21 protein-coding genes are annotated in these 22,910 nt (G+C 47.9%); 11 read left to right on the plus strand and 10 right to left on the minus strand.

Annotated features, from left to right (window positions below):
• Positions 1-5: 5 nt before the first annotated feature.
• The 5 genes from NC994_RS13450 to NC994_RS13470 form a co-directional block, all read right to left on the minus strand.
• Positions 6-977, minus strand: a complete 972-nt coding sequence (locus tag NC994_RS13450) for an NAD-dependent epimerase/dehydratase family protein (RefSeq protein ID WP_190434121.1) — start codon at positions 975-977, stop codon at positions 6-8.
• Complete coding sequence (locus NC994_RS13455; protein WP_190434123.1) at positions 974-2,125, minus strand: hypothetical protein; 1,152 nt, start codon at positions 2,123-2,125, stop codon at positions 974-976. Before NC994_RS13455 ends, NC994_RS13450 begins: the two co-directional genes overlap by 4 nt.
• 82 nt (positions 2,126-2,207) lie before the next feature.
• Positions 2,208-3,785, minus strand: a complete 1,578-nt coding sequence (locus NC994_RS13460) for a B12-binding domain-containing radical SAM protein (RefSeq protein WP_190434125.1) — start codon at positions 3,783-3,785, stop codon at positions 2,208-2,210.
• 69 nt (positions 3,786-3,854) lie between these two features.
• Positions 3,855-5,135: an aminotransferase class I/II-fold pyridoxal phosphate-dependent enzyme gene (locus NC994_RS13465; protein WP_190414659.1), complete on the minus strand. Its 1,281-nt coding sequence runs from the start codon at positions 5,133-5,135 to the stop codon at positions 3,855-3,857.
• Positions 5,136-5,390: 255 nt separating this feature from the next.
• Entirely contained in the window at positions 5,391-6,491 is a 1,101-nt protein-coding gene (locus NC994_RS13470; RefSeq protein WP_190434200.1) for an aromatic ring-hydroxylating dioxygenase subunit alpha, read from the minus strand.
• Positions 6,492-6,679: 188 nt separating this feature from the next.
• Between NC994_RS13470 and NC994_RS13475 the strand changes: the two genes are divergently transcribed.
• Entirely contained in the window at positions 6,680-7,861 is a 1,182-nt protein-coding gene (locus NC994_RS13475) for an MFS transporter (protein WP_190434127.1), read from the plus strand.
• Here NC994_RS13475 and NC994_RS13480 read toward each other — a convergent pair.
• Positions 7,836-9,521, minus strand: a complete 1,686-nt coding sequence (locus NC994_RS13480; RefSeq protein ID WP_190434129.1) for a GH3 auxin-responsive promoter family protein — start codon at positions 9,519-9,521, stop codon at positions 7,836-7,838. The two genes, NC994_RS13475 and NC994_RS13480, sit on opposite strands and share 26 nt — an antisense overlap.
• 350 nt (positions 9,522-9,871) lie before the next feature.
• Between NC994_RS13480 and NC994_RS13485 the strand changes: the two genes are divergently transcribed.
• From NC994_RS13485 to NC994_RS13500, 4 genes are all read left to right on the plus strand, one after another.
• Positions 9,872-10,852, plus strand: a complete 981-nt coding sequence (locus NC994_RS13485) for a cupin-like domain-containing protein (protein ID WP_199299540.1) — start codon at positions 9,872-9,874, stop codon at positions 10,850-10,852.
• Positions 10,853-10,930: 78 nt separating this feature from the next.
• On the plus strand, positions 10,931-11,431 hold the full coding sequence (locus NC994_RS13490) for a sterol desaturase family protein (RefSeq protein ID WP_190414655.1): 501 nt from the start codon (positions 10,931-10,933) through the stop codon (positions 11,429-11,431).
• A 328-nt stretch (positions 11,432-11,759) separates the two neighbouring features.
• On the plus strand, positions 11,760-12,083 hold the full coding sequence (locus tag NC994_RS13495) for an Mpo1-like protein (RefSeq protein ID WP_190434130.1): 324 nt from the start codon (positions 11,760-11,762) through the stop codon (positions 12,081-12,083).
• 128 nt (positions 12,084-12,211) lie between these two features.
• Entirely contained in the window at positions 12,212-13,612 is a 1,401-nt protein-coding gene (locus NC994_RS13500; protein WP_190434133.1) for an amidohydrolase family protein, read from the plus strand.
• Positions 13,613-13,827: 215 nt separating this feature from the next.
• Here NC994_RS13500 and NC994_RS13505 read toward each other — a convergent pair whose 3' ends face one another.
• Positions 13,828-14,334 carry a pentapeptide repeat-containing protein gene (locus NC994_RS13505; RefSeq protein ID WP_190414652.1) on the minus strand — a complete coding sequence of 169 codons (507 nt, stop codon included), beginning with the start codon at positions 14,332-14,334 and terminating at the stop codon, positions 13,828-13,830.
• Positions 14,335-14,348: 14 nt separating this feature from the next.
• Between NC994_RS13505 and NC994_RS13510 the strand changes: the two genes are divergently transcribed.
• Entirely contained in the window at positions 14,349-14,939 is a 591-nt protein-coding gene (locus tag NC994_RS13510; RefSeq protein WP_190414651.1) for a YraN family protein, read from the plus strand.
• Here the strand turns inward: NC994_RS13510 and NC994_RS13515 are convergent, their stop codons facing one another.
• Positions 14,940-15,329: a hypothetical protein gene (locus tag NC994_RS13515; protein WP_190414650.1), complete on the minus strand. Its 390-nt coding sequence runs from the start codon at positions 15,327-15,329 to the stop codon at positions 14,940-14,942.
• A gap of 157 nt (positions 15,330-15,486) precedes the next feature.
• On the opposite strand from NC994_RS13515, the gene queA reads away from it, so the two are divergent.
• Together queA and NC994_RS13525 are read left to right on the plus strand one after the other, a co-directional pair.
• The gene (gene queA / locus NC994_RS13520) at positions 15,487-16,722 is read left to right on the plus strand and encodes a tRNA preQ1(34) S-adenosylmethionine ribosyltransferase-isomerase QueA (RefSeq protein WP_190434135.1); all 1,236 of its coding nucleotides are present in this window, start codon (positions 15,487-15,489) and stop codon (positions 16,720-16,722) included.
• Positions 16,723-16,847: 125 nt separating this feature from the next.
• The gene (locus NC994_RS13525; RefSeq protein ID WP_190434137.1) at positions 16,848-18,107 is read left to right on the plus strand and encodes a tetratricopeptide repeat protein; all 1,260 of its coding nucleotides are present in this window, start codon (positions 16,848-16,850) and stop codon (positions 18,105-18,107) included.
• 44 nt (positions 18,108-18,151) lie between these two features.
• Here the strand turns inward: NC994_RS13525 and NC994_RS13530 are convergent, their stop codons facing one another.
• Together NC994_RS13530 and NC994_RS13535 are read right to left on the minus strand one after the other, a co-directional pair.
• The gene (locus NC994_RS13530) at positions 18,152-18,850 is read right to left on the minus strand and encodes an NAD-binding protein (RefSeq protein WP_190414647.1); all 699 of its coding nucleotides are present in this window, start codon (positions 18,848-18,850) and stop codon (positions 18,152-18,154) included.
• 180 nt (positions 18,851-19,030) lie between these two features.
• Entirely contained in the window at positions 19,031-20,365 is a 1,335-nt protein-coding gene (locus NC994_RS13535) for a TrkH family potassium uptake protein (protein WP_190414646.1), read from the minus strand.
• A gap of 92 nt (positions 20,366-20,457) precedes the next feature.
• Here NC994_RS13535 and NC994_RS13540 point away from each other — a divergent pair, with 92 nt between their 5' ends.
• The 3 genes from NC994_RS13540 to NC994_RS13550 all read left to right on the plus strand — a co-directional run bounded on the left by NC994_RS13540 (position 20,458) and on the right by NC994_RS13550 (position 22,888).
• On the plus strand, positions 20,458-21,330 hold the full coding sequence (locus tag NC994_RS13540; RefSeq protein WP_190434140.1) for a methyltransferase domain-containing protein: 873 nt from the start codon (positions 20,458-20,460) through the stop codon (positions 21,328-21,330).
• Between the two features lie 54 nt (positions 21,331-21,384).
• On the plus strand, positions 21,385-22,356 hold the full coding sequence (locus NC994_RS13545; RefSeq protein WP_190434142.1) for a homogentisate phytyltransferase: 972 nt from the start codon (positions 21,385-21,387) through the stop codon (positions 22,354-22,356).
• Positions 22,357-22,426: 70 nt separating this feature from the next.
• The gene (locus NC994_RS13550; RefSeq protein WP_190434144.1) at positions 22,427-22,888 is read left to right on the plus strand and encodes a tetratricopeptide repeat protein; all 462 of its coding nucleotides are present in this window, start codon (positions 22,427-22,429) and stop codon (positions 22,886-22,888) included.
• The last annotated feature ends 22 nt before the right edge of the window (positions 22,889-22,910 follow it).

The following is a 22,910-nucleotide window of genomic DNA, read 5'->3' on the forward strand; positions in this document are numbered from 1 at the left end:
AACATTCACGATGCTGCTTGCATGGTTTGGACAATCTCACGCAAGGTTTCTGATACTGAGCGGGGATGCCAACCTAGTTCCTGAAAGGCTTTGGTGGCATCTACCCGGACGCAGCGGTCGTAAATGTAGTGAACGCGCTCCCGACTGAGGGGTGGCTGCCATTTGAAAAGGCGTCCGACTGGATCGAGTAAATTTCCCAAAAATCTCACGACCGGCTTAGGAGCTTCGGCGGGGACAGGAATATTGGTTTCCTGACTGAAAATCTCGAACATTTCGCGGGTAGTCAGCTCACCAGCAGAAATAATGTAGTGTTCTCCAGGTTTGCTTTTTGCTGCTGCTAGAATCATCGCCGCAGCTAAGTCGTCCACATGGACAATGCCGGTAATGCGATCGCCTCCTGCCCACACCTTTAGCCGTCCTTTGAGAAATTGTTGCATCACGGGGCCAAAATGGGGATCGTCCGCCCCAAAAATCCCAGAAGGCAGAAGACTCACAACCGGAAGCCCTTGCGCCGCAAATCGATCCACCCATTCTTGCGCTTGGTATTTGGTGCGATCGTAGGCAGAGGAAAAGTTAGTCTGTGTCCGCTTAAAAGTTTCATTTACAAGTTTGCCCCCCGTATCGCCAAACACGCCAATGGTGCTGCAATAGACGACTTTAGAAACGCCAGCGGCTTGAGCAGTTTCTAACACGCAGCGGGTTCCTTCCACATTCACCCGCTCCATTTCTGCCTCATCAACGATGCCCAGTTCTACATAGGCAGCCGTGTGAAAAACTATATCTACCCCAGTCATTGCCGAACGCATGGCATTCCGGTCGGTGATATCTCCGTAAACCAACTGCACGTTGCAATTAGAAAGACGCGCTAGATTGCTCGATTTTCGGACTAGCCCCACCACCAAGTCGCCCTGCTGCTCTAAAGCCCGCACTAAGTGAGAACCTGTAAATCCGCTGGCTCCAGTAACTAGCGCCTTCATAATGCTTTTTCGTAAATGCGGTAAGTTTTATAAATCTTGCCCCCCGCTGCTTCAATTAGCTTGCGGGAGGGAAAATTATCTTCATAGACCCAGGAAAGTTCCGCTTGCTTATAGGGTTTACCTTTTTGAATTCCCCCTTGCATTCCCAAATAAATCAAGGCGAGAGGCACCATTTTTCGGCGATATTCCGGCAGCGAACAAATGGCAATTACTCGTCCTCGATCAATTTGACGGCGATACCAAAGGAACTTAAGAATTCCCAGCCAATTTAACTTTCCATTGACGTGTTTTAGAGGAATATTGTAGTCGGGTAATCCCATCCAAAACCCAATCATTTCCCCGCTATATTCGGCAATTGGAAAGACATCCGGATCTACTAAAGTCTGTAGTTCTTTCGCTTCTTCTAAAAATTCTTCCTGGCTGCGCGGGGTTGAACTCCAGTTATTAGCGAAAGCGCGGTTAAAAAGATGATAAAGGCTGATGCAATCTTGCTCAAATCCTTCTCCTTTTGTTCTTAACGGACGAAAGGTAACACCTGATTTACAAGCAATCCGATAAGCTTTCTCAAATTCTGCTGATAAGGGTTTATCTAAAGAAAAATTATAGGCGTAAGCATCCTTAGCTTTATGCCAGCCATCTTTCTCTATAAACTCTGGATAGTAGGACGGATTATAGGGCATCATCACCATTGGTGGCGAGTCAAATCCGTCTACTAAAAATAAACAATTATTGTGAGTTGAGAGGTCGATTGGACCCCGAACAACCGTCATGCCTTGCTCCCGCAACCAGTTGCAGGCAGTCTCAAATAAGGATTGCGCGATCGCAAAATCTTGAACGCACTCAAAAAAACCGAACAACCCAACATTTTGTCCTTCTCGTTCAATCAACCGATGATTGACTGCGGCAACAATGCGTCCTACTGCCTGAGAACTGTTTGCTCCCTCAGAGATAGCAATAAACTGTTGTAGTTTCCCATACTGAAGGAACGGATTACTAGGAGTGAACTGCTTGGCAATACTGCTGCGAATTGGCGCTACCCAGTGAGGGTCGTTCGCATAAACTCGCTCCGGAACATCCAAAAACATTTTGGTCTCTTCCGGAGTTGTTACCGCTCGAATTTGAACCTTTGTTGTTTGATTTTCCACCATTTTTATAGTTGTAAAAGTGTTTCATAAAACAACTTTTGTTTAACTCTCCAAATTCATTGGTAAAGTCAATCCATTGAATGGCTCAAATTGCCAGAACCTTTTCTTGAGGAGTTTCTGTTCCCTTGTTCGCTAGATATTCGGTAAGCTGAGCTTCGATTTCGTCGCGCACAATTTGACGGTACTCGATGAAGTGCTCAATATGGGCGCAATTAATCAAATAAGACTCAAATACACCCGGATTGTGTTGAATGATGGAGAACATCTGACGCCAGAACTGGAAACGGGTATTGCGTTTCAGTCCTTGTCGCCAACAAATAATAAATAATGCCTTGATATCACTGAATCCCGGCATTCGGAACTTCTTCTTGTGAGGAGTCGGCTTCATCTGTATAAAGTGCCGATAGACTCGTGCTAGATAGCGAGATGGTTCATACAGTTCCCAGAAGCAACTGACGTATTCACGAGCCAATTCTTCTAAAGGACGGCTGGGGATAAAATTGGTCAGTGTTGTCTGATGGATATTTGCCTCTTCACTCCCCTCCAGCAAACGACCCTCTTTTTGAAGTCGATGCCACAGAGCTGTATTCGGCAAAGCCTGAAGCATACTGAACAGTGCTTGAGGAATTGCTGTCGCTTCCACAAAATCAATGATCCGCCGACCTGCCCCAGCCTTTTCACCATCAAAGCCAATGATGAAACCAGCCATTACGCGCAAACCCACCCGATTAATTTTCTGAACCGATTCCATCAGGGAATTGCGCGTATTTTGGAATTTCTGAGTCATCGCCAGGCTCTCTGTGTCCGGTGTTTCGATGCCCAAAAACACTGCACTGAAGTTGGCAGCGACCATCAAATCCAGCAATTCCTCATCCTGTGCTAAGTCTACCGAGGCTTCCGTCGAAAGGCGGAAGGGGTAGCCGCGAGCTGCCATCCAGGGACCGAGTTCGCGCAGCAAGAGCTTGACGTTGCGCTTGTTGCCGATGAAGTTGTCATCAACCACAAAAATAGAGCGCCGCCAGCCTAAATCATACAGAGCTTGTAACTCAGCGAGCAGTTGCGCGGGGGTTTTCGTGCGTGGCTTGCGCCCATAGAGAACAATGATGTCGCAGAACTCGCACTGGAACGGGCAACCCCGCGAAAACTGCACCGACATATCGTTGTAGGCAGTTAGATCCAGCAGGTCGAATCTGGGAATGGGTGTGTTCGTGACATCGGGCTTTTCGCCATTAGAACGGAATACCCCCTGTGTTTCACCCCGCTCTAAAGCCTCGACTAGGAGCGGCAGGGTAATCTCGCCTTCGTCTAAAACCAGAAAGTCTACTCCGGCTTCCTGTGCCGCAGTTGGAACTGAGGTAACGTAAGGACCACCGACTGCCACCAATTTGCCGCGCTGCTTCGCTTCGCGGATCAGGTGTAGCATATCGGGTTTCTGGACAATCATCCCGGAGATGATGACGAGGTCTGCCCAAGCCCAGTCTGCTTCAGTCTCACATCGAACATTGCGGTCTATTAAGCGGAACTCCCAAGTTTGGGGCAGAATCGCTGCGACTGTAATCATTCCCAGCGGAGGAAGCGATACCTTCCGTCCGATTAGTTCTAGCGCTTTGTCAAAAGACCAGAACGATTTGGGAAATTGTGGATAGAGGAGCAGTACACGCATCACGCACTCCAAAAAAGGGGTTAAGCAAACGGCTAGTCATAGGGCAATCTCAGGTTAAGCCTGGTATTGCTATGCACTAATCGTTGGTTTATACAATAAGTCCCGAACGGCTACCATTCCTGCCACCAAACGATCCATTTCCTCGTGAGTGTGGAGAGCGTTGACGGTAATGCGGAGGCGGGGTTTGGCAATAAACCAAATCGGAGAGACCCAAAGACCGCGCTCTTGCAAAAGTTGTCTGCCAAAGACCTTGGGATTAATCTCCGACGGTAAAATGACTGGGACAACGTTGGTCTCGCCAATTGCGGCAAAATCATTTTCAGCTAAGCGCGATCGCAAGTATCGGGTATTTTCCTGTAGCTTTTGGACTCGTTCTGGCTGTTGGCGAACGATACGGATGCTTTCTAAGGCAGCCGCCGTGGTTGGGGGCGGTAAAGAAATGGTTCCAATTGAGGTGGGAGAAACATTCAACAGCGGTTTTAACTCTGCGACGTGGCTGCTAATGGCGGCTCCGGCTGAGGCGGCAAACTTAGAGAAAGTCGTCATAATCAGCGGCACGACGCCCCGCTCAATCGCATAACTGGGCAAAATGCCAAAATGCTCGTAGATCCCTCTTCCCGTGGCTCCAATGGCACCGCTGGCATGAGCTTCATCCATTACCAGCACACTGCCCTCGTATTTTTGCAGGACACCGATCATGTCGAGCAGCGGCGCGATATCCCCATCCATTGAGAATACGGCATCGGATACAACCAGAATGCGATCGCCAGGTCGGGCATATCGATGCAGTTTTCGCGCTAAATCCTCCACATTACAATGGCGGTAAGCTTTTACACGGGTGCGGGGGCTATTGCCAAACACTTTTCCGGAACGAGTCCCGGCATTGACCACGGCTGAGACAATGCAGCCATGATTGAGGACATCGGTGAGAATTAAAGTTTCGCGAGTGTTCTGAAATCCCGGCACGGGAATTGCCAAGTGGCAGAAGGCATCCATTAAGGCTTGCATCGCCATCCAAGCATTCAGAAATAGCTGGGTATGGGGCAGATGCTTAAAGGCTGAAATCTCGTCCTCTAGCTGTCGATGCAGATCGATTCGACCGCTCAAGACGGAGCAGGAGCTGTTTGACGTTCCGTATTTCAGGATGGCATCAATGGCACCTTGCTTAACGGCTTCTTCGTGAACTAACCCTAAAACATCATTGGTGCAGAAGCTGAGAACGGTTTGACGCTCACCCGTCGCCGCGTCTTCAATCTCGACTGTATTCCCCTGCTTCTGATGACAGATATATTCATCGGGGTCAAGTCCGCTCTCGTACCAATGCTGGACATATTCTTTGACAATTTGCACAAGTTGACTCCTCTCAGCTTTTACCAGATCGGCGATCGCCTCTGGCTCAACAGTAATATTTGCCAGACTCGGTTTCTGCTATCCAGGTCTGACGAAACGCCCAAAGGAATAAGACCTCATAGTGTTTATGAATATATTGCTCCAGCTCACTTGACCGCAGGACTGAGAAAGGGCTAGAGGATACGCCGCTGCTAAGATTGCCTTCATCCGAGTGAATTTTCTTGGGTTAGTTCAGATGGCTCTCTTGCAATCGCCTCACGAGAGAGAAATAGACTTTTCTGAATTCCCCTGATGATTTTGCGATTGACTAGATTTTTGCACAAATTTCTCATGTTGCCGGACAATTAGCCGCTGGATAGCAATAATCGCTGGATTTATTTCTACATAACGTCGCTGGGGATTGGCTAAATAGGTTCGCTGCTCGCTTTCGATCATCTCGATGTCTTGAGCGAGAAATTTCAACAACACAAAGCGCGGGAGCAGGATTTGCAACAAAGGCTTGAGCGGGTTGAGTACCCATTTTGGCAAGCGGACTTTGAAAAAGAAAAAGGCAAAAGAGCGGCTCTCAGTTAAGCCAACGGGCAATCGCATCAAGTATAGGGCGGAAACTCCTTGGAGAACGGTATAAAAATGAGGGTATCGATACTGAATCGAGATCGGTAAGGTGGTGACTTGGTCAGCGCGATCGCTCAATCCGAGAAACTGAGCCATGCGACCTTTGTAGGAAACATTGTATTCGGCGCAGACTGCTGCGTCTGTCTCCCGCAGACTTGTTAGTACCGGATCGAACCAACCCTGCAATTTTTGGTGCAGAAACCCATGAAAAACATCCATCGTGTTCTCATTGCAGATGGAAAAATGTGCCTGGAAGTGGGCACTCACTGGCACCATTAACCAATCTGGCTCGTCAAATTCAGGGATATCCGGCGGCTGACAGGTGGTGGCGAGAGCGCGATCGCCAGGGAAGATCCAGATAAGATTATATTTTTCTTGCACTGGATAACTGCGGGCTTGGGCGCGGGGAAGTTTTTGGGTGTCGGGAAGATAGGGAATGCTGACACAATGACCTTCACCGTCAAATTCCCAGCCATGATAAGCACACGCCAAGTTACACCCTTGGACGGTGCCCTTGTGCAGTGCGATGCCTTTGTGAGGGCAAGCATCCTCTAAGGCATGGAGATTCCCTTGAGTATCGCGAAAAATTGCGATCGCTTGCTGCCAAATGACGACAGGCATGATATCACCGGGCTTCAGTTGGTCTGCCCACCCCACCGGATACCAGTGATTCCCATTGATGCCCACCTCTCGAACAGCATTCTGAACGGTCTGGCTGGTTAGCGTTGTAGCCAGTTCCATGAATTGTGCCTCTGTTGCCTGTTTCTGTGACAATATTTAGCTTCCTAGTCGCCGATAAGTCAATATCAATTTGTTTTGTCTTTTGGGATTTTTCAAATGATGAATCACCCATCACCCAGAACAGCCCAAAATAAGTTGATTTCCACCTATCTAGGTTATGATGACCAAAAATTGCAGGTTTCTGGCTTATGTTGGGCGATCGCAGACTGTTAGTGCTGCTGGCAGCAGGCTCCCTGACGACCATGACGGGGGGAGTCATTGCGCCAATTTTGCCAGAAATGGTACAACAACTTCACCTCGATCCTGCGTTTGCCGGTAACTTGGTGAGCCTACACTGCCTGACAATTGCCCTATTTAGCCCACTGCTAGGGATTTTGGCAGATCGAGTTGGTCGGTTGCGGGTGCTAATTCCTTCCCTAATTCTCTACGCAGTGTTAGGTACAGCAGGAGCTTTCATCCAAACGCTGACACCGCTGTTAGTGATGCGGGGGTTGCTGGGTGTCGCCAGTGGGGGGATTGCAGCGGCAAGTCTGGGCTTGCTGGGAAATATGTATGAAGGCGAAGCGCGATCGCAAGCTTTAGGTTACGCAACCAGTACCCTAACTCTGACTGGTATTGCTTTTCCGCTTTTAGGGGGCTGGGTTGGTGCCACTCACTGGCAATATGCTTTTTATCTGTATGGGCTAGGGTTGCCGCTAGCGTTTTTGGTTGCTTTAATTTTGAAAGAAAAGCCACCGAAGCTTCGGGTTAAAGAACGCGCCACGGATTCAAACCAAAAGCTGGGTAAAATCATCGGACAGCCCCACGCCTTGCAGTTGTTACTGACCCTTTGCTTAGCCTCAGTGGCAATGTATGCCGTCGTTATTTACGCACCCCTTTACCTCAAGGCAACGATAGGGGCAGGAGCATCTCTCAATGGGATTGTCCTGGCATCGCGGGCAGTTGGGGCAGCTGCTGTCTCCGCTTTTGCTGCGAAGGGACTCGCCAAGCGACTGGGTTTAAATCGAGCCACCGCAACCGGATTTGCCCTGATGGCATTAACCTTGGCAACCATCCCACTGCTGTCCCAACTCCTCTGGATTTTGATAACAGCGGTACTCTTCGGGGTGGGATTTGGGATTGTGCTACCCAACCTCTATAGCGCTTTAGCCGATCTCGCCCCCTCACAACTCCGGTCTAGCGTGCTGGCAATCGGAACGGGTGCCGGTTTCCTCGGACAGTTCCTCTCCCCGATTCTCCTAGGGCCAGCGATCAATTATGGCGGCTTGCCAGGGGTCTTTTATGGGGCAGCGAGTGTCTCGATGGTGGCAGGATTGCTGCTTTTCTTTGGTAGCAAAGACAAATTTAATCGCGATCCTCTGGAAGTCTAACCTCTTGCTCCACTTCCAGTCCAGCTAGAAAATTCCGATCTTCGCTAATATGGGGAAATTTTAGTTGAGAATCCGGAATTCCCCTTTCTACTTGACGTTGGCGAACTTTGGCAAAGCTGCCAGGAGCCAGAATTCGCAGTCGGGGAGGAGGCACCTGATCCTTGCGTTTGGATTGATAGTAAACGTTAGTTTCCTTGAGTTTACGGTCAAAGCTGGCTAAAAAAGCAAGGCTATCGCTCAAAATAGGACCGCTAACGAGTTCAATATTCACGAGATAATGGGCGGGGAACTCATTTTCGGACAAAGTGATACAAAAATCCTCTAATGGCAAGCCAAATTCTTGTTGCAGGCTTTGCATCACCTGAGTGGCATGAAATTCGGTCGTCTTCTCCGTCGTGGAAGACAAAATCCCGCCTCGACGGTGACGGAATACAATCAGAGGAGCCTGCTCGTAAAAGCCTAGAACTTCGACAACATCACCAATATCGTAACGGTAGAAGCCGCTATAGTTGGTCATCAGAATCCGGTAAAGTTCTCCCGCCTTCACTTCCGTGGCGAGTAAGGTTTTGGGATGCTCTACTTCCCACTGGTCTTGCGGGATAAATTCAAAAAAGCCTGCTTCAATGGCTAAGATGCTGCCATCGTTGTTGAGGTCGTGGTAAATACTAAAGGTGCCTTCAGCGGAGGCGAAAACAGCCCCAAAGCTAGGGATGTCGTCAAAGTAGCTGGGAAATCGCTCAAAGTAAAAATCTGAGGTTCCTCCCCGCGCGGTGGCGGTAAAAGATAGCTCAGGCCATGCTAGTTTCGGGGTAAGCCGTCCCTCTGATTTTAAGATTTCCCGCAATTGAGCGGCGCGACTTGGATTTGCTGACCATTGCCGTTCCAATTTGGCTCGAAGTTCTGGTTCGAGTGTTAACCAACTGGCAATGGTTCCGGTTTCGATGTCTCGGATCAAATCTTCCGCGTAGCGCTCTAAATAGTTGCAGATTCGCAGGATGAGCATGGGAAAATTGGCTCCGATTCCGCGCATCGAGCGATCGCGCAGGGCAAATAAGAAGCAAAGATAATGGCGGGTGATACTATCCGCTGCTTGTAGGGTTTCGTAAGGATGGGCAAAGAGTTGTTCGTAGAGAAATTTGCCCATGCGGAGGACGCCTGTACCTCCCGGCCCATATTCAATCCCGCCACTGGTGCGTCCCGTTATTTGGGCGGTGTTGGTGACTAACAGTTTGCCAAATTTTCGATCTTGCGAACGCAGCGCCTCACCTAAAAAGCCGATGCAAGTCAGATTCGCCCATCCCAACGAGTTCTGAAATCGCTGAGTCACCGGGATTAATTTCTGATTTCCCGTCGAGCCACTGGTCGTATTGAGATAAACGACCGGATCTGGCGTTAAAATATTTTTTTCACCTTGGGCAATGCGTTCAGTATAGGGTTCATAGCTGCTGTAAGGCAGAATCGGAATCTGTTGTTGAAATTGCTCGATTGTTCTGATATCTCTCAGTCCATATTTGCGACCTAATTCGGTATGTTTATGAGTCTGCAATAGCTCCTTTAATAACTGCTCCTGTACAGCAGAAGTCCGGCGAGTTTTTTTCACAAAATTCGCCCTGGCACGTTCAGCAATCGTTGTCAAAACTGGTAGCAATAGATTTGCCATTAGTGCATTAGATCCATTAGCAAGAATAACTAGATGTCGATTAAAGCAGATTTTTTCTTTTTCTCCAAACTAAATGCTAAACTTCGCTAGTAGTTATTATTCATAATGTCTTTATTAAGGACTGATGAGCGATGAAAACGAAGCTTTTTGGGGACAGTTATAGCAGTTCTATAGGAGTTGTAAATTTTATGAACTGCGTTGGCGAAGCCTGCGCGTTGGCGTTAGCCTCGCGTTAGCGATAGCGCTTAGACGCCAAGAGCGCTAAGGAAGAGAGAAAAGAGATATCTAAGCTTTCATAAATGGATTAGGATTATATATCCAACTATTATTGACTCAAAATAGGTGAGGAGATGGGTATGGAAACCAAATCGGAAAATGTCATAAAATTAGACTTGGAAAAGCGGGTCAAGCCAATCGAACGAGTGGATATTTCATCGATAACGCCAGAAACATTTTTTGAAAAATATCAAAAAACCGGAACTCCTGTTATCATTACGGGCTTATTGGAAAGTGAAGGTGACTGGAATTTAGACTATTTATGTGAAAAGTTTGGCAGCCAAGAGTTAATCTTCCGAAATCCAGGGCGGGAAAGGGAAAAGCAGGAAAAGCGCAAATGGAAAAGCATCGGCAGTGGCGTAAATCTGCAAAGTATGCAATTCACAGAATATGCAGAGATGTTGCGTAACCATAAGGCTCATGAAAATGACATTAACCTAGGAAAATGTCCCCTCAAAAATACCCCGCTTGCTGATACCCAGTCTTTGAAAATCATTGGCTCTCGGCTAGGTTTAACGAAACCTGCGAGCGAACTGAACATTTATGTAGCTCCGGGAGGTCATCGCTCAGGCTTACATTATGACTCAGTGGACGGCACGCTGATGCAACTGCATGGTGCCAAAAAAATAGTGTTTTTTCCACCCTCAGAGACCTACAATCTCTATCCATTTCCGGTGTATATTCATTTGCGACACGGCTTGAAATTGCGTTCTTGGTTTAGTCAGGTGGATCTGGAAAACCCTGACTTTAAAACAATGCCAAAATTCAAGCAGGCACTCCAGCATAAATGCGAAGTAATCCTTGAGCAAGGTGAAACACTTTATATTCCTGCCGGTTGGTGGCATGAAGTCATCGGATTGGGCGATGAAATGGTGTGTGCAGTCAATCGTTTCTGGAGGATATATCCTACATCACGAGCCGTGTTCTCTTGGAGTCGATGGCGTGCAGCTTGTGGAATTATATTTGCCTTACCTTATACTTTTTTGAATTTCGCGATCGCTCTCGGCAGCAGCAATAGAAAACAAAAAATTAGTAAGATTTCCCATAGGATATAACCGTCCTAGCTAATCAAATCGAATAAACAAGGCTTCAGGTGTGTTGATATACAGAAAAAGTGTGAGGAATGGGAGTTTATGACCTTATTAGCAAAACTTTCTGTAGGAATGGCTTTTTTTTGTGTGGCGTTTGTCTTGGCAAGTCTAGTGGAATATTGGCTACATCGCTTGATGCACGTCTCGCCTCGGATTGGCGAACGTCATCGAGATCATCACCGTCGTAACGAAGGACAGGGGGTGTTGTGGGAGTTTCGAGACTATGTTAGAGGCAGTTTGCTAGTAATGTGTTTGATGTTTTTCTACTCGTGGGAGGCTGGAATCGGTTGGTTCCTTGGTGGCTTATTCTATGCTGCATTTTCAGCCTATGCCCATCAGCTACAGCACGAAAACCCAACCAAGTGCTTCTGGATGAAAATGCCAGTTCACTACGTGCATCACAAATATGGAATGTGGCATCACAATTTTGGTTTGGGGGTGGATTGGTGGGATCGGGTTTTTGGCACTTACAAGCCGGTAGAATGGCTGGGCGAAGAGGAACTGAGTCAATCACGGGGTTATTTGCAACTCCGGTGGCGGTAGGCGTGTCCTAGCTGGAATGGGATTGACGCAGGTAGCCGGGAAATAAATTTCCGGCTTAAAGCTAAAGTAAGCTAAAGCTTACTGGGTAAGCCGTTGAACCCGTTAAAACGGGTTTCAGCTTTTAGTCCAAACTTTAGTTTAGGGCTTTGGTTTAAGGCTGACTCGGTGACATTCTCCTCGCTGCCATCCCAAGGGTAAAATGTCCAAACTGGGTTAAAGCAACCTAAAAAAATTCTAATTTCTCTCCCTTTCGCAAGAGACTTAGTGATATCGTTCCTACAACGCTTTGAGTTTGACAAATTCGGGTTTCAACCGCAGGAGAATTACTTTGAGCTACTTCCAGGAGGCTAAAGCCCACTTTGTTGCGAGTCATCAGCATCCCATCAACCAGTTTCTGCACCACTTGACTAATATGCTAGCGATCGCCGCTGTGGTCTTTCTGTTTTATGATTGGCGGTTAACGCTCGTGTGTTTAGTCCTCACCCAAGTATTCGCTTTGGGCGGTCATGCTGTCTTCGAGAAGAATCACCCGGCTTTTGTCAAGTACCCCGGCATTACCATCCTGGTTTCCCTCATGTGGTCTTTTGAGAACTGGTTTGGACTGCGCCAAGTTTGGACATACTTGCATCGCAAGCAGAAAGCGTTGAATTAAATTTCAGCCGCAAGGCGAGTATTCAATTAAAAACATTGTGTCTTCATCGGGGCAGGCTTCTATCCGACGCCCTGAAAACCTGGAATTTATTTGCAGGTAACGATTGAGCAAATTATTAAGGAGTGTTCATGTATCAAGGTCTACTGGTAATTGATGCAGATGCCCATAAAATAGAAAATCCTTTAGTAATGCGGGATTATCTAGAGCCAGAGTATCGCGATCGCATCGGTTTAGCGATTGATAGTCTGGGCGACCAACGGGCGAGAATCGTAGACTTTAATCCGGCAACGGGTAAAAACGACTTTATGCGGATGTTCCCGCAGCCTCAGGGACTGGGGAAAGGTGGCTTTCGCAACCTGCATCCAGATACAACCTTGGGGGCAATGTTCAATCGCGTGCGGATTGAACACATGGATAAAGAAGGCATTGATATCCAGGTAATTTACGGCACGCTCAACTTAGTTTTTTCCAGCTTATTGGATAAGGACTTTGCGATCGCGCTGTGCCGTGCCTACAACAACTACATTGCCGACGACTGTCGGGGTTACGATAACCGGCTCAAACCGATTGGTGTATTGCCTCTACAGGATGTAGATGCTGCGGTTGCGGAAATGCACCGTTGCGTCAACGAACTGGGCATGATTAGCGTCGCCGTTGCCCCAAACCTCCCGATTCCCCATCCGAAAGCGCCCCAAGCTTTCCCCGATATCCGTACCTGTAAAGCGATTAGCCATCCTGACTTCCGCCCGATCTTGCAAGCAGCCGCCGATTTGGATATTGGTCTGGGCATTCACGGAGGGCCGGGATCTTACATGGTGGGGGGGATTTCCGATCATGTGGAAACCTTTGTCTTGACGCACATTTTTGTGCAGCGGAACCAGCAACAATTGGCTTTAGCCAGAATGGTTTTTGATGGGGCGTTTGAGCAATTCCCCTCCCTGCGGGTTGGCTTTTTAGAAGGCGGTTGTGGTTGGGTGCCGGATCTTGCCCATGCTTTCCACGAGCATTGGGAAAAACGCATCCGTGACTTTGACCCCAAGCATCCCTATCGTCCTTCCCTGATGGAATTCACCAAGCTGATGATTCAGGAAAGAGGCACTCACAACAATATCAATCTGATTAGTCAGGCAAAAAATCTCTTCGATCTCCTGTGGAATGCTCAGCATGACCCATCTCAGATTGAGGATGCAAGTCTTTATGAGCATTACGATCTCCGCCATCGAGATCCGTTGGAATACTTTGAGCGGGGTCAAATCTTTACTTCCTTTGAATCAGACGATCCAGGCCCTGCTTATCTTCACATTGCGATGGGAGAAATTGGCAAACATCTGGCTTGCTTCTCTGGGGATTATGGGCACTGGGATGGGGTACTCCATGACTGTGTCAAGGATGCTGCGACTGTTACCGATTATGACCGGGAGCATCTTGAACTATTGCTTAGCGGCAATGCGCTAGCTCTTTACGGCGATCGTTTACGCCAATCTGCGGCTACAATCGCTGATGCACCCATCAACACTACGGTTAATTAGCCCTTTTGGTTAGAGGCAAATCTGGAAACCTTACCAGATAAGGATTCTGTTTTTTCTGGCAGTTAAGACAGAATCCTTATATTGCCGTTCTCAATTCATTGAGAAATATCGCAATTCTCAGTTGTATAGATAACACTCTCCGGGGCATGGTAATGCCCCGGAGAGGATTTGTATTGCACGCTCATCGAGAACCTCCTCAGAGCGCTCAAAAAGGATTAGGGGCAAAACAAAGTTTCGCGGGTTTCGCGCCCAGTAGTGGGATTGGTACCGGACGCTATTTTACACAACTGTTGTTGCACATCCCGACGAAGCAGCACATCTGTAAAATCAGCTCCATCAATAATCGCACCTTCAAACTTAGTGTTAAAGGCAAACGCCCCTTCCAAAACCGCGTTCTTTAAGTTCGCTTTGGTCAAGCGGGCTGTGTCCAGAGTTGCGTTTCTGAGATCGGCTCCTTCTAAATTGACGCTTTCCAGATTAGCCCCAAAAAAACTGACACCCCGCAAATTCGTATGACTCAGGTTACTACTGCGGAGATTGGCTTTAGTAAAGCTGGAGTCGGTCAGCTCTTTGCCGGAGAAATCTACACCAATCAAAAATTCTTTGTTGTAGTCGTTCGCCCAGGCGGGAGATGCGATCGCGCCAAAAGAGGCAATGGCGATCGCCACAAGCAATAAACCGAGTAAAATTGTCGAAATCCGATTATCTAGCCTACACTTCATGCTGGTTCCATTTGATGGAAAACCGTCGTCTATCTCATTATCCCGATATCGGTGTTTTAGGAGAAGACCTAGTTGCTCAATGGTTGATTTCCCAAGCCTGGGAAATTCTTGAGCGCCGGTGGCGTTGCCGCTGGGGAGAAATTGATATAATTGCGCGACAACGCCCAGATGAAGGTAAGGGAGGGGGAGACAGAAAGACAGGAAGACAGCGGGAGGAAGAGTTTCCCACTACCCATTACCCATCACCCGTTCCCCATTGCCCCATTACCCTGTCCTCTTGCTTAATCTTTGTCGAGGTCAAAACTCGCAGCCGGGGAAATTGGGATGCGGATGGAATGCTAGCGATTACACCGCAAAAGCAAGCTAAACTCTGGCGCACAGCAGAGATTTTTTTGGCAGAGCGCCCAGATTTAGTAAATCTTCCTTGCCGGTTTGATGTCGCTTTGGTCAGATGTCAGCGTCCTAAGACCAATACTGTTCTGCTACCAGAACCTGAAAAGCTCCCTTTGATTTCTTTACCAGAACCTAGAAATTTAGCTGTGGGAGAATATCAGTTGAGTCTACAAGACTATATTCAGTCCGCTTTCGATGAGCCGTTAAGTTAATTAAGCTAGAGTTTCCGGGCAATATCCCAGCCCTTTTGTGAACTGCTGGCGAAAGGCTTCAATATCGCTCCGATCGGGACTACCATGAGAAACCACAGCGACTTGGTAGCGACGCATCACATCGATGGGGGACTGTCCAGTTTCCAGACTCCAAAGCGCCATCTGGAGGCGAATAGCCGGTTCGTAGGGAATACCCAGTTCGTTCATGAACGCCCGGAAGTCACCATCTTGCTGCGCGTTTAGATGGTTACTCATTTTGACCTTGATCACCCAGCCATCAATCTGATGAATCACCGTCATTAAACGAACGGGCAACTGGGGCATTGTGTGTAAATACTCAACCACCCGTAGTGTCAGGCTGGCATTGGCCAGAAAGTAGACGTATTCCATGAGAAGTTCTTAGTGTCTAGGTCGTGCTGGTTCTATAACTCTCATTCTCCATGAGTAAGATAGTCTGCGATAGGGGAGAAGCCCCCGTTCTTATCTGGGGGTATTTACCCAATCTGCAAAGTTAAATTGATCGATTCCTTATCAGTAAACTAACGGCATGACAGAATTTAACGAAGACAGTCACATCAGCGATCCCCGGTTGGGAGAGTCAAAAGCCGTTAGTGGGGCAAGAAGATTAAAGATAGACAGCCCCGAATCCTTACGGTTTCAAGCTGAAGCACCCAGCGGGGATGATATAGATATCGATCGGTTAATCGCCAGTTATGACTATGAACTCCCGGCAGAACTGATTGCCCAGAATCCATCTGTGCCAAGGGATAGTGCGCGTTTGCTGGTGGTATCCCCAGATCATCCCAGCCACGCCATTTTTCGGGATTTACCCGACTTCCTCCAGTCCGGAGATTTACTGGTATTAAATAATACTCGTGTCATCCCTGCCCGCCTCCGGGGTCGTAAATCTACGGGTGCCCCCGTGGAGGTGTTGCTGCTGGAGGAACAGCAGAACAACTGCTGGCTAGCTTTGGTGAAACCAGGGCGACGTCTGCAACCGGGGGCGCAGATATTCTTTGAACCACAGAAACTAGGGGCTGAGGAAAAATTGAACCCAGCCTCAAGCCCGAATCAATTGAGTGCGACGATTTTGTCTAGGGATGAGGCGACGGGGGGGCGGGTGTTGCAGTTTGATGTTCCAGCCGGGAGTCGGTTTGAAGATTTGTTGGAGGAATACGGTCAAGTGCCGCTACCTCCTTACATTACAGATTCCCAATCCCAGGCGGAACAGTACCAAACTGTGTATGCCCAGGCTCAAGGAGCGATCGCTGCTCCCACGGCTGGGCTACACTTTACCCCAGAGTTACTCCAGCGCTTGCAAGAACGAGGCATTCAGCAGGCTTCGGTGACGCTGCACGTCGGGGTCGGGACGTTTCGCCCAGTGGAAGTAGAGGATATTACCACCCACAAAATGCATGGGGAGTGGGTAGAAGTCCCCCAGTCTACGGTGGAACAAATTCGGGAAACCAAGGCGAGGGGGGGTCGGATTATTGCCGTGGGGACAACGGTGGTGCGATCGCTTGAGTCAGCTGCTATGAATGGGGAATTACACCCCTTTAGGGGCAAGACGGAGTTATTTATCTATCCCGGCTACCAGTGGCGGGTAGTGGAGGGGTTAATTACCAATTTCCACTTACCCCGTTCGAGTTTGCTGATGTTAGTGGGTGCTTTAATCGGGCGTCAGCGGTTGCTGGAATTGTACCAAGTGGCAACAAAGCATCGGTATCGCTTCTATTCTTTTGGGGACGCGATGCTAATCTTGCCGGAAGCCACAATCAGATGACGATGGGACAAGTTAAGGTAATGAGGAATGTCAATCATCGCTGGTCAGTGGTAAATTGCAACTGACAACTAATTACCTTCCCAATTACCTTTTTCCTAAATAGCGAGTGGTGCGGGGTTCTAGATATGCTTAAAAACCACAAACGAATTTATCTCCTTGCGGCTGCTTTGATCGGTCTTGGTTTGACGACTGCCAGTACTGCCTTTGCCGGTGAATCGCGGACTGGGCGACAAAAGACAACCTCTTTTGAGTCGCCCGTACTCACTAAGCAGATGGTCGAAGGTCTATACACTCAAGATTTTGAGGCAGCGACTTACTTCCAACAAGGGGTGACGCGGTATAATCGCGGAGACTATCGGGGGGCAGAGCTAGCTCTTCGCAAAGCGCTTGAATTCGATTCCAGCATTGCGATGGCTTATTATCTGTTGGGGAATTCTCTAGCCGAGCAAGGACAGCTTGAGAAGGCAACGAATGAGTACCTGCAAGCGCTTCGTCTCGACCCCAATTTGGGAGAAGCTTACTACAATTTGGGAGTTGCTTTATATAAGCAAGGGCAACCCGACGCCGCACTGACTGCGTATGAACGAGCGCTAAGTTTAAATCCCAAGTTGGCAGATGCTTACTATAATGTGGGCTTGGCGATGGAGGCAAAAGGTCAAACACAAGAAGCGATCGCTGCCTATCAGCAGGCGATTCAGAATGACCCGAAATATGCAGTCGCTTACTATAATCTGGGACTGCTGTTAGTCAACCAAAATCAAAATGAAGCCGCGATGGCTCAGTTTCAAAAAGCAGTTGAACTTGACCCAACGCTTGCCGATGCTCAATATCAACTGGGGTTACTTTACGCGCAGCAAAATCAGCCGACACAAGCAATTAACGCCCTGAATGCAGCGGCTTCTAAGAATCCGAACTTGGCAGAGGCTCAGTACCAGATGGGTTTAATTTTTGTCCAGCAAGGCAACTCCAAAGCGGCAGCTAATCGATTCAAGCAGGCGGTGCGTCTCAATCCCAATGATGGCGACGCTTATCAACAATTGGGAGCAATGCTGTTAAAGGAGAACCAGGTCAAAGATGCAGCTGCGGCATTGAGGGAAGCCAAGCGCCTCAACCCAAATGATGCCGTGACTCTCTATAATCTGGGCGTAGCTTTGCAACGGCAAGGTCTGCTAGCGGAAGCGATCGCCAATTACCAAGAAGCGATTGTCCTCAATTCCACCCTAGCAGATGCCTTTTTTAACTTGGGAGTAACGCTGCAACAAACTGGACGACGCGAAGAGGCAATCCCCTTTCTTTTCCAAGCTAAAACGCTATTCAATCAGCAGGGGAATGCAGACAAAATTGACCAGATCAACCAGTATCTACAGCAGTTAGGGGCTTCGTGAATGAAAATTCAAAATTCAAAAACGAGCTTTTGAATTTTGAATTTTTAAATGGGTAGGCGATTAATGTCCTTGTTTGAACCAATCACAACCATTGCGGCTCCCTTATAGAGTCGATGGTTGGGATTGGGATTAATTTCAAACTTGCCATTGTGACTGACTGCTAGCAGATTTAAACCATAGCGGCTGCGAAGTTGTAGTTCAGAGATGGTTTTGCCGTGAAAATCGTCTGGAATAATAATTTCTACAATACTGTTATCAACGTCCAGATCGAATCGATCTAAAATAGCTGGTTTAGTCAGCGATCGCGCTAACGTACACCCCATTTCATGCTCTGGAAATACCACATGATCTGCCCCGACTTTTGTCAGGAGTTTCATATGGATTTCCGAGGATGCTTTTGCTACCACATGAGTCACCCCGCCTTCCTTCAGATTCAGGGTCGTTACCACGCTAGCTTCGAGATAATTCCCAATCGCCACAATGACCGTATCAAAATCAAAAATTCCTCCCTCTTTAAGCGCAGCGGGTTCAGTCGAGTCCAGCTGCAAGGCATGGGAAGCGATTTGATCGGTCAAAACTTGGGCGACTCTCTTTTCCTCGGCGTCAATACCCAGCACTTCGTAGCCCAGATGGTGTAAGGTCGAGCAGACGCCACGACCAAAACGACCTAACCCAATGACTGCGAATTGATTCTTGGTATTAGTGCTGAGACTGCGAAAAAAGTTTAAAGATGATAAGTTCACAAATAAACTCCGAACTGACTCATTGAGTTAGGGATCATTCGTCGAAAACAATTGTCGGTTTAAACCGACCTTTTAACTTTCAACCTTTTAATCTACAAGCTGCAATTGGGTCACAAACAACTGACAAAAAGCTTAAAGATTACTCAGGTTCTAGCTTATCAAGCATCGGGAATGCGATCGCTATCCGACCAACAAATTCTCCTCCGGATAGCGGATAATGCTGGGACTGGGATTTCCCAGAATCGCTGACATCAGGAGCAAAACTCCCACCCGACCGATGTACATGGTGGCAATCAATACCAGTTTGGCGAAAACTGAAATGCTCGCTGTAATCCCAGTAGAAAGTCCAACAGTAGCGAAGGCTGAAACAACCTCCAATAAAATTTGGATAAACGCCAATTGTGGATCGCTTATCGCAATTAAAGTGGTGGAACCAATGACCACCAGAAGCGAACCAACTGTCACCCCAGTCGCTTTCACAATTAGCGCCTTCGGGATTTGGCGCTGGTAAGAAACTACTTCTTCCTTCCCTTGTAATGCTGAAAAAGTAGAACTCAGTAAGACCCTTGTTGTCGTGGTTTTAATTCCGCCGCCGGTACTGCCAGGATTTGTCCCAATAAACATTAAGGCAACGGTAATAAAAAGAGACGCTTCGGTCAATTTCCCGATATCAATGGTATTAAAACCAGCCGTTCGAGGTGTTACCGATTGAAACCAAGCCGCCATAAGCTTCTCGGGGAAACTAAGTGGGCCAAAGGTTTGTGGATTGTTGAATTCTGTAAACAAAAAGAGAATTGTTCCCAGGATGAGGAGAAAGAGAGTGGTCGTGGTAGCAATCTTAAAATTGAGAGAAAAGACTACACAAGCTTGACTTTTGGATAAGCGATCGCGCGTCCATAAATACGCTTCCATAATCACTTCATAGCCAATCCCACCCAAAATAATCAAGGCAGTGACAATCAGGTTGAGCAAAGGCGATCGCACATATTGCATCAAATTATCTGAAAACAAGCCAAAGCCTGCATTATTAAAAGCATTCACACTATGAAAAATCGATAGCCAAAGACCGCGATCCAACCCGTAGTCGGGTACAAACACCAGCATCAGTAAAAAGATGCCAGTAATTTCAATAATCAGCGTCGTGGCAATGATTGAGCGTACCAAGTCCACCACACCAGCTAATCCTGGCTTGTCGAGCGATTGTTGAATCGCTATCTTGTCTCGTAGTCCAAACTTGCGTCCTAGCAACAGCAACAGGCACGTCGTTGCCGTCATGTAGCCCAATCCGCCTACCTGAACCAGCAAGACAAGGAACAATTGTCCCCAAAACGAATAAAATTTCCCCACATCGACCACCGATAAACCAGTTACGCAGACCGCAGACGTGGCAGTAAATAGCGCGATTATCGGATTGCTCCAACTGCCGTCACTGGTTGAAAACGGCAGCATCAGTAAAATCGTTCCCAAAGTGACGAGGGCAAGAAATCCCAAGCAAATAGTTCGGGCAACAGTCATGGTCTAGGGGTCTATCAGGAAAAGTCTTTTTAGAGCTTACTGCTTTCCGAGTTCTGGTAGGCTAATTTTCAGCAACACCGCCTGAAAATTTCATGACTTCAACTCTTTATCAGCAAATTCAGCAGTTCTACGACGCTTCCTCCGGTCTGTGGGAACGGATTTGGGGCGAACATATGCACCACGGATACTATGGCGCTGATGGTACTCTGAAAAAAGACCGGCGGCAAGCGCAAATTGACTTAATTGAAGAATTGCTCAAGTGGGCTGAGGTGCCGCTAGAGGGGGGTTTAAAACCCTCCCCCGCCAATATCCTCGATGTCGGCTGCGGGATTGGCGGCAGTTCTCTTTACTTGGCGCAAAAATTTAACGCAGCAGCAACGGGAATCACCCTGAGTCCCGTCCAGGCGACTAGAGCCAAAGAACGGGCAGCCATTGCTGGATTAAGCGATCGCACATCGTTCCAGGTGGCAGACGCCCTGAATATGCCCTTCGCTGACGATTCCTTTGACTTTGTATGGTCGCTCGAAAGTGGCGAACATATGCCCAATAAGCAGAAGTTCTTGCAGGAGTGCTACCGGGTACTAAAGCCGGGGGGAACTTTTCTCATGGCAACGTGGTGTCATCGTCCTGTTGGGGGCGCAGATGGGCAACTGACAGATGATGAGCGGAAACATCTGGCGGAAATTTACCGCGTGTATGCTTTGCCTTACGTGATTTCGCTGCCAGAATATGAAACGCTAGCTCGCAAAGTTTCCTTCGAGAATATTCGCACGGCAGATTGGTCAAAAGCTGTTGCACCATTTTGGGATATTGTGATTGATTCGACGCTCGATCCCAGAGCCGTTCTGGGTTTGCTTTTCTCCGGCTGGACAACGATTCAAGCTGCGCTTTCACTGGGATTAATGAGCCGGGGCTATGAGCAAGGATTGATTCGATTCGGATTGCTCTGTGGGACTAAGAAATAACGTTTGGGAACAAAAATTGCTTAAAATCAAGCCTGAGTATTCATTCAGGCACGCATGAGCCAGATTTCTCCTGAAAAGTCTTCCCTTCCCAAAACCAGTCCTTCTGAGTCCCACCCGGTGCGGCGTACTGGTTCCTGGCTCTACGCCTTATGGAAGTTCTCCCGCCCTCATACGATTATTGGCACCAGCCTGAGCGTGACGGCGTTGTACGCGATCGCGCTTGCAACAGCTTCCGGGGGCGTCACCAGCGTCGAACAGTTTTTGGGTGCATGGATTGCCTGTCTGGGCGGAAATGTCTACATTGTCGGGCTAAATCAGCTCGAAGATGTGGAAATTGACAAAATTAACAAACCCCATTTGCCCATCGCTGCTGGTGAATTTTCTAGGGCGCAAGCTCAAATTATAGTCGCCATTAGTGGAAGTGTGGCGTTGCTGTTGGCGCTGCTTCTGGGACGATATTTACTGTTCACGGTGGGGGTTAGTTTAGCCATTGGTACAGCCTATTCTCTGCCACCAATTCGGTTAAAACGATTTCCCTTTTGGGCAGCGCTGTGCATTTTCACCGTGCGCGGAGTCATTGTCAATTTAGGGCTGTTTTTGCACTTCAATTGGGTATTGCAAAAAAGTCAAGCGATTCCGGCATCAGTCTGGGCGCTGACGATGTTTGTGTTGGTATTTACGTTTGCGATCGCTATCTTTAAAGACATCCCCGACATGGAGGGCGATAAGCAGTACAACATCAACACATTTACGATTCAACTCGGTAAGCCAGCCGTCTTTAATCTCTCTCTTTGGGTGATTACGGCCTGCTACCTGGGCATGATTGTGGCTGGGATATTATCCCTAAGTGCGGTTAATTCCACATTTTTGATAATTACTCATGTATTCGCACTCTTGTTGCTGTGGTGGCGAAGTAGAAGTGTAGATTTGCAGGATAAGAGCGCGATCGCATCTTTTTACCAATTTATTTGGAAACTCTTTTTCTTAGAATATCTGATTTTCCCCGCTGCCTGTCTTTTAGCATAAGAAAGGTTAAAACCCTCGTCAGGGTAAGCTTAAGTAAAGGGGTGCCACAAGTGCCGGAGGGCTACCAAGGGTGGAAACAGAAACATCTCAACTAACTTATTTTCTGGCTGTCGCTGTTGTCGGGATTAGTCTGACTCTCCTGGGTTTTTTCTTGGGGAAGACATTCGTCGCTTCAAACTTTTTTAAAAAAGGAGTGACACTTTATAAAGAAAAAGATTATGCGGGTGCAGAGGCAGCTTTTCGCCAAGTGATTGAGCGGCACCGCACCAATGACATGGCGCGATTGCTGTTGGGAAATGCGCTAATGGCGCAAGATAAGATTGACGAGGCAACGCCGATATATCGGGAATTGATTGAGCGATCGCCCAAAAATGTCGATGCTTATTTAAGGTTGGGAGACACGCTGATTAAACAAGACAAAATCGAGGAAGCGATCGCAATTCTTCAAAAAGCTAGAAACTTATATAAAGCGGGTACAACCGAGCAACAACAACTCGATCAACTCATCCAGGAAATGGACACCCCGAAATAAGCTTCAAATTCATTTGAGCGCA

This window comes from Trichocoleus sp. AS-A1 (assembly GCF_039962015.1).
Lineage (GTDB): Bacteria > Cyanobacteriota > Cyanobacteriia > Cyanobacteriales > FACHB-T130 > FACHB-T130.

What these genes read in the sequence shown, in the direction of transcription:
- NC994_RS13525 (WP_190434137.1), top strand. Translation starts at nt 16,848, where the DNA reads ATGCTTAAAAACCACAAACGAATTTATCTCCTTGCGGCTGCTTTGATC.
- NC994_RS13450 (WP_190434121.1), bottom strand. Translation starts at nt 977, where the DNA reads ATGAAGGCGCTAGTTACTGGAGCCAGCGGATTTACAGGTTCTCACTTA.
- NC994_RS13510 (WP_190414651.1), top strand. Translation starts at nt 14,349, where the DNA reads ATGGAAAACCGTCGTCTATCTCATTATCCCGATATCGGTGTTTTAGGA.
- NC994_RS13490 (WP_190414655.1), top strand. Translation starts at nt 10,931, where the DNA reads ATGACCTTATTAGCAAAACTTTCTGTAGGAATGGCTTTTTTTTGTGTG.
- NC994_RS13480 (WP_190434129.1), bottom strand. Translation starts at nt 9,521, where the DNA reads ATGGCAAATCTATTGCTACCAGTTTTGACAACGATTGCTGAACGTGCC.
- NC994_RS13485 (WP_199299540.1), top strand. Translation starts at nt 9,872, where the DNA reads ATGGGTATGGAAACCAAATCGGAAAATGTCATAAAATTAGACTTGGAA.
- NC994_RS13455 (WP_190434123.1), bottom strand. Translation starts at nt 2,125, where the DNA reads ATGGTGGAAAATCAAACAACAAAGGTTCAAATTCGAGCGGTAACAACT.
- NC994_RS13460 (WP_190434125.1), bottom strand. Translation starts at nt 3,785, where the DNA reads ATGCGTGTACTGCTCCTCTATCCACAATTTCCCAAATCGTTCTGGTCT.
- NC994_RS13545 (WP_190434142.1), top strand. Translation starts at nt 21,385, where the DNA reads ATGAGCCAGATTTCTCCTGAAAAGTCTTCCCTTCCCAAAACCAGTCCT.
- NC994_RS13540 (WP_190434140.1), top strand. Translation starts at nt 20,458, where the DNA reads ATGACTTCAACTCTTTATCAGCAAATTCAGCAGTTCTACGACGCTTCC.
- NC994_RS13500 (WP_190434133.1), top strand. Translation starts at nt 12,212, where the DNA reads ATGTATCAAGGTCTACTGGTAATTGATGCAGATGCCCATAAAATAGAA.
- NC994_RS13470 (WP_190434200.1), bottom strand. Translation starts at nt 6,491, where the DNA reads ATGGAACTGGCTACAACGCTAACCAGCCAGACCGTTCAGAATGCTGTT.
- NC994_RS13535 (WP_190414646.1), bottom strand. Translation starts at nt 20,365, where the DNA reads ATGACTGTTGCCCGAACTATTTGCTTGGGATTTCTTGCCCTCGTCACT.
- queA (WP_190434135.1), top strand. Translation starts at nt 15,487, where the DNA reads ATGACAGAATTTAACGAAGACAGTCACATCAGCGATCCCCGGTTGGGA.
- NC994_RS13475 (WP_190434127.1), top strand. Translation starts at nt 6,680, where the DNA reads ATGTTGGGCGATCGCAGACTGTTAGTGCTGCTGGCAGCAGGCTCCCTG.
- NC994_RS13505 (WP_190414652.1), bottom strand. Translation starts at nt 14,334, where the DNA reads ATGAAGTGTAGGCTAGATAATCGGATTTCGACAATTTTACTCGGTTTA.
- NC994_RS13515 (WP_190414650.1), bottom strand. Translation starts at nt 15,329, where the DNA reads ATGGAATACGTCTACTTTCTGGCCAATGCCAGCCTGACACTACGGGTG.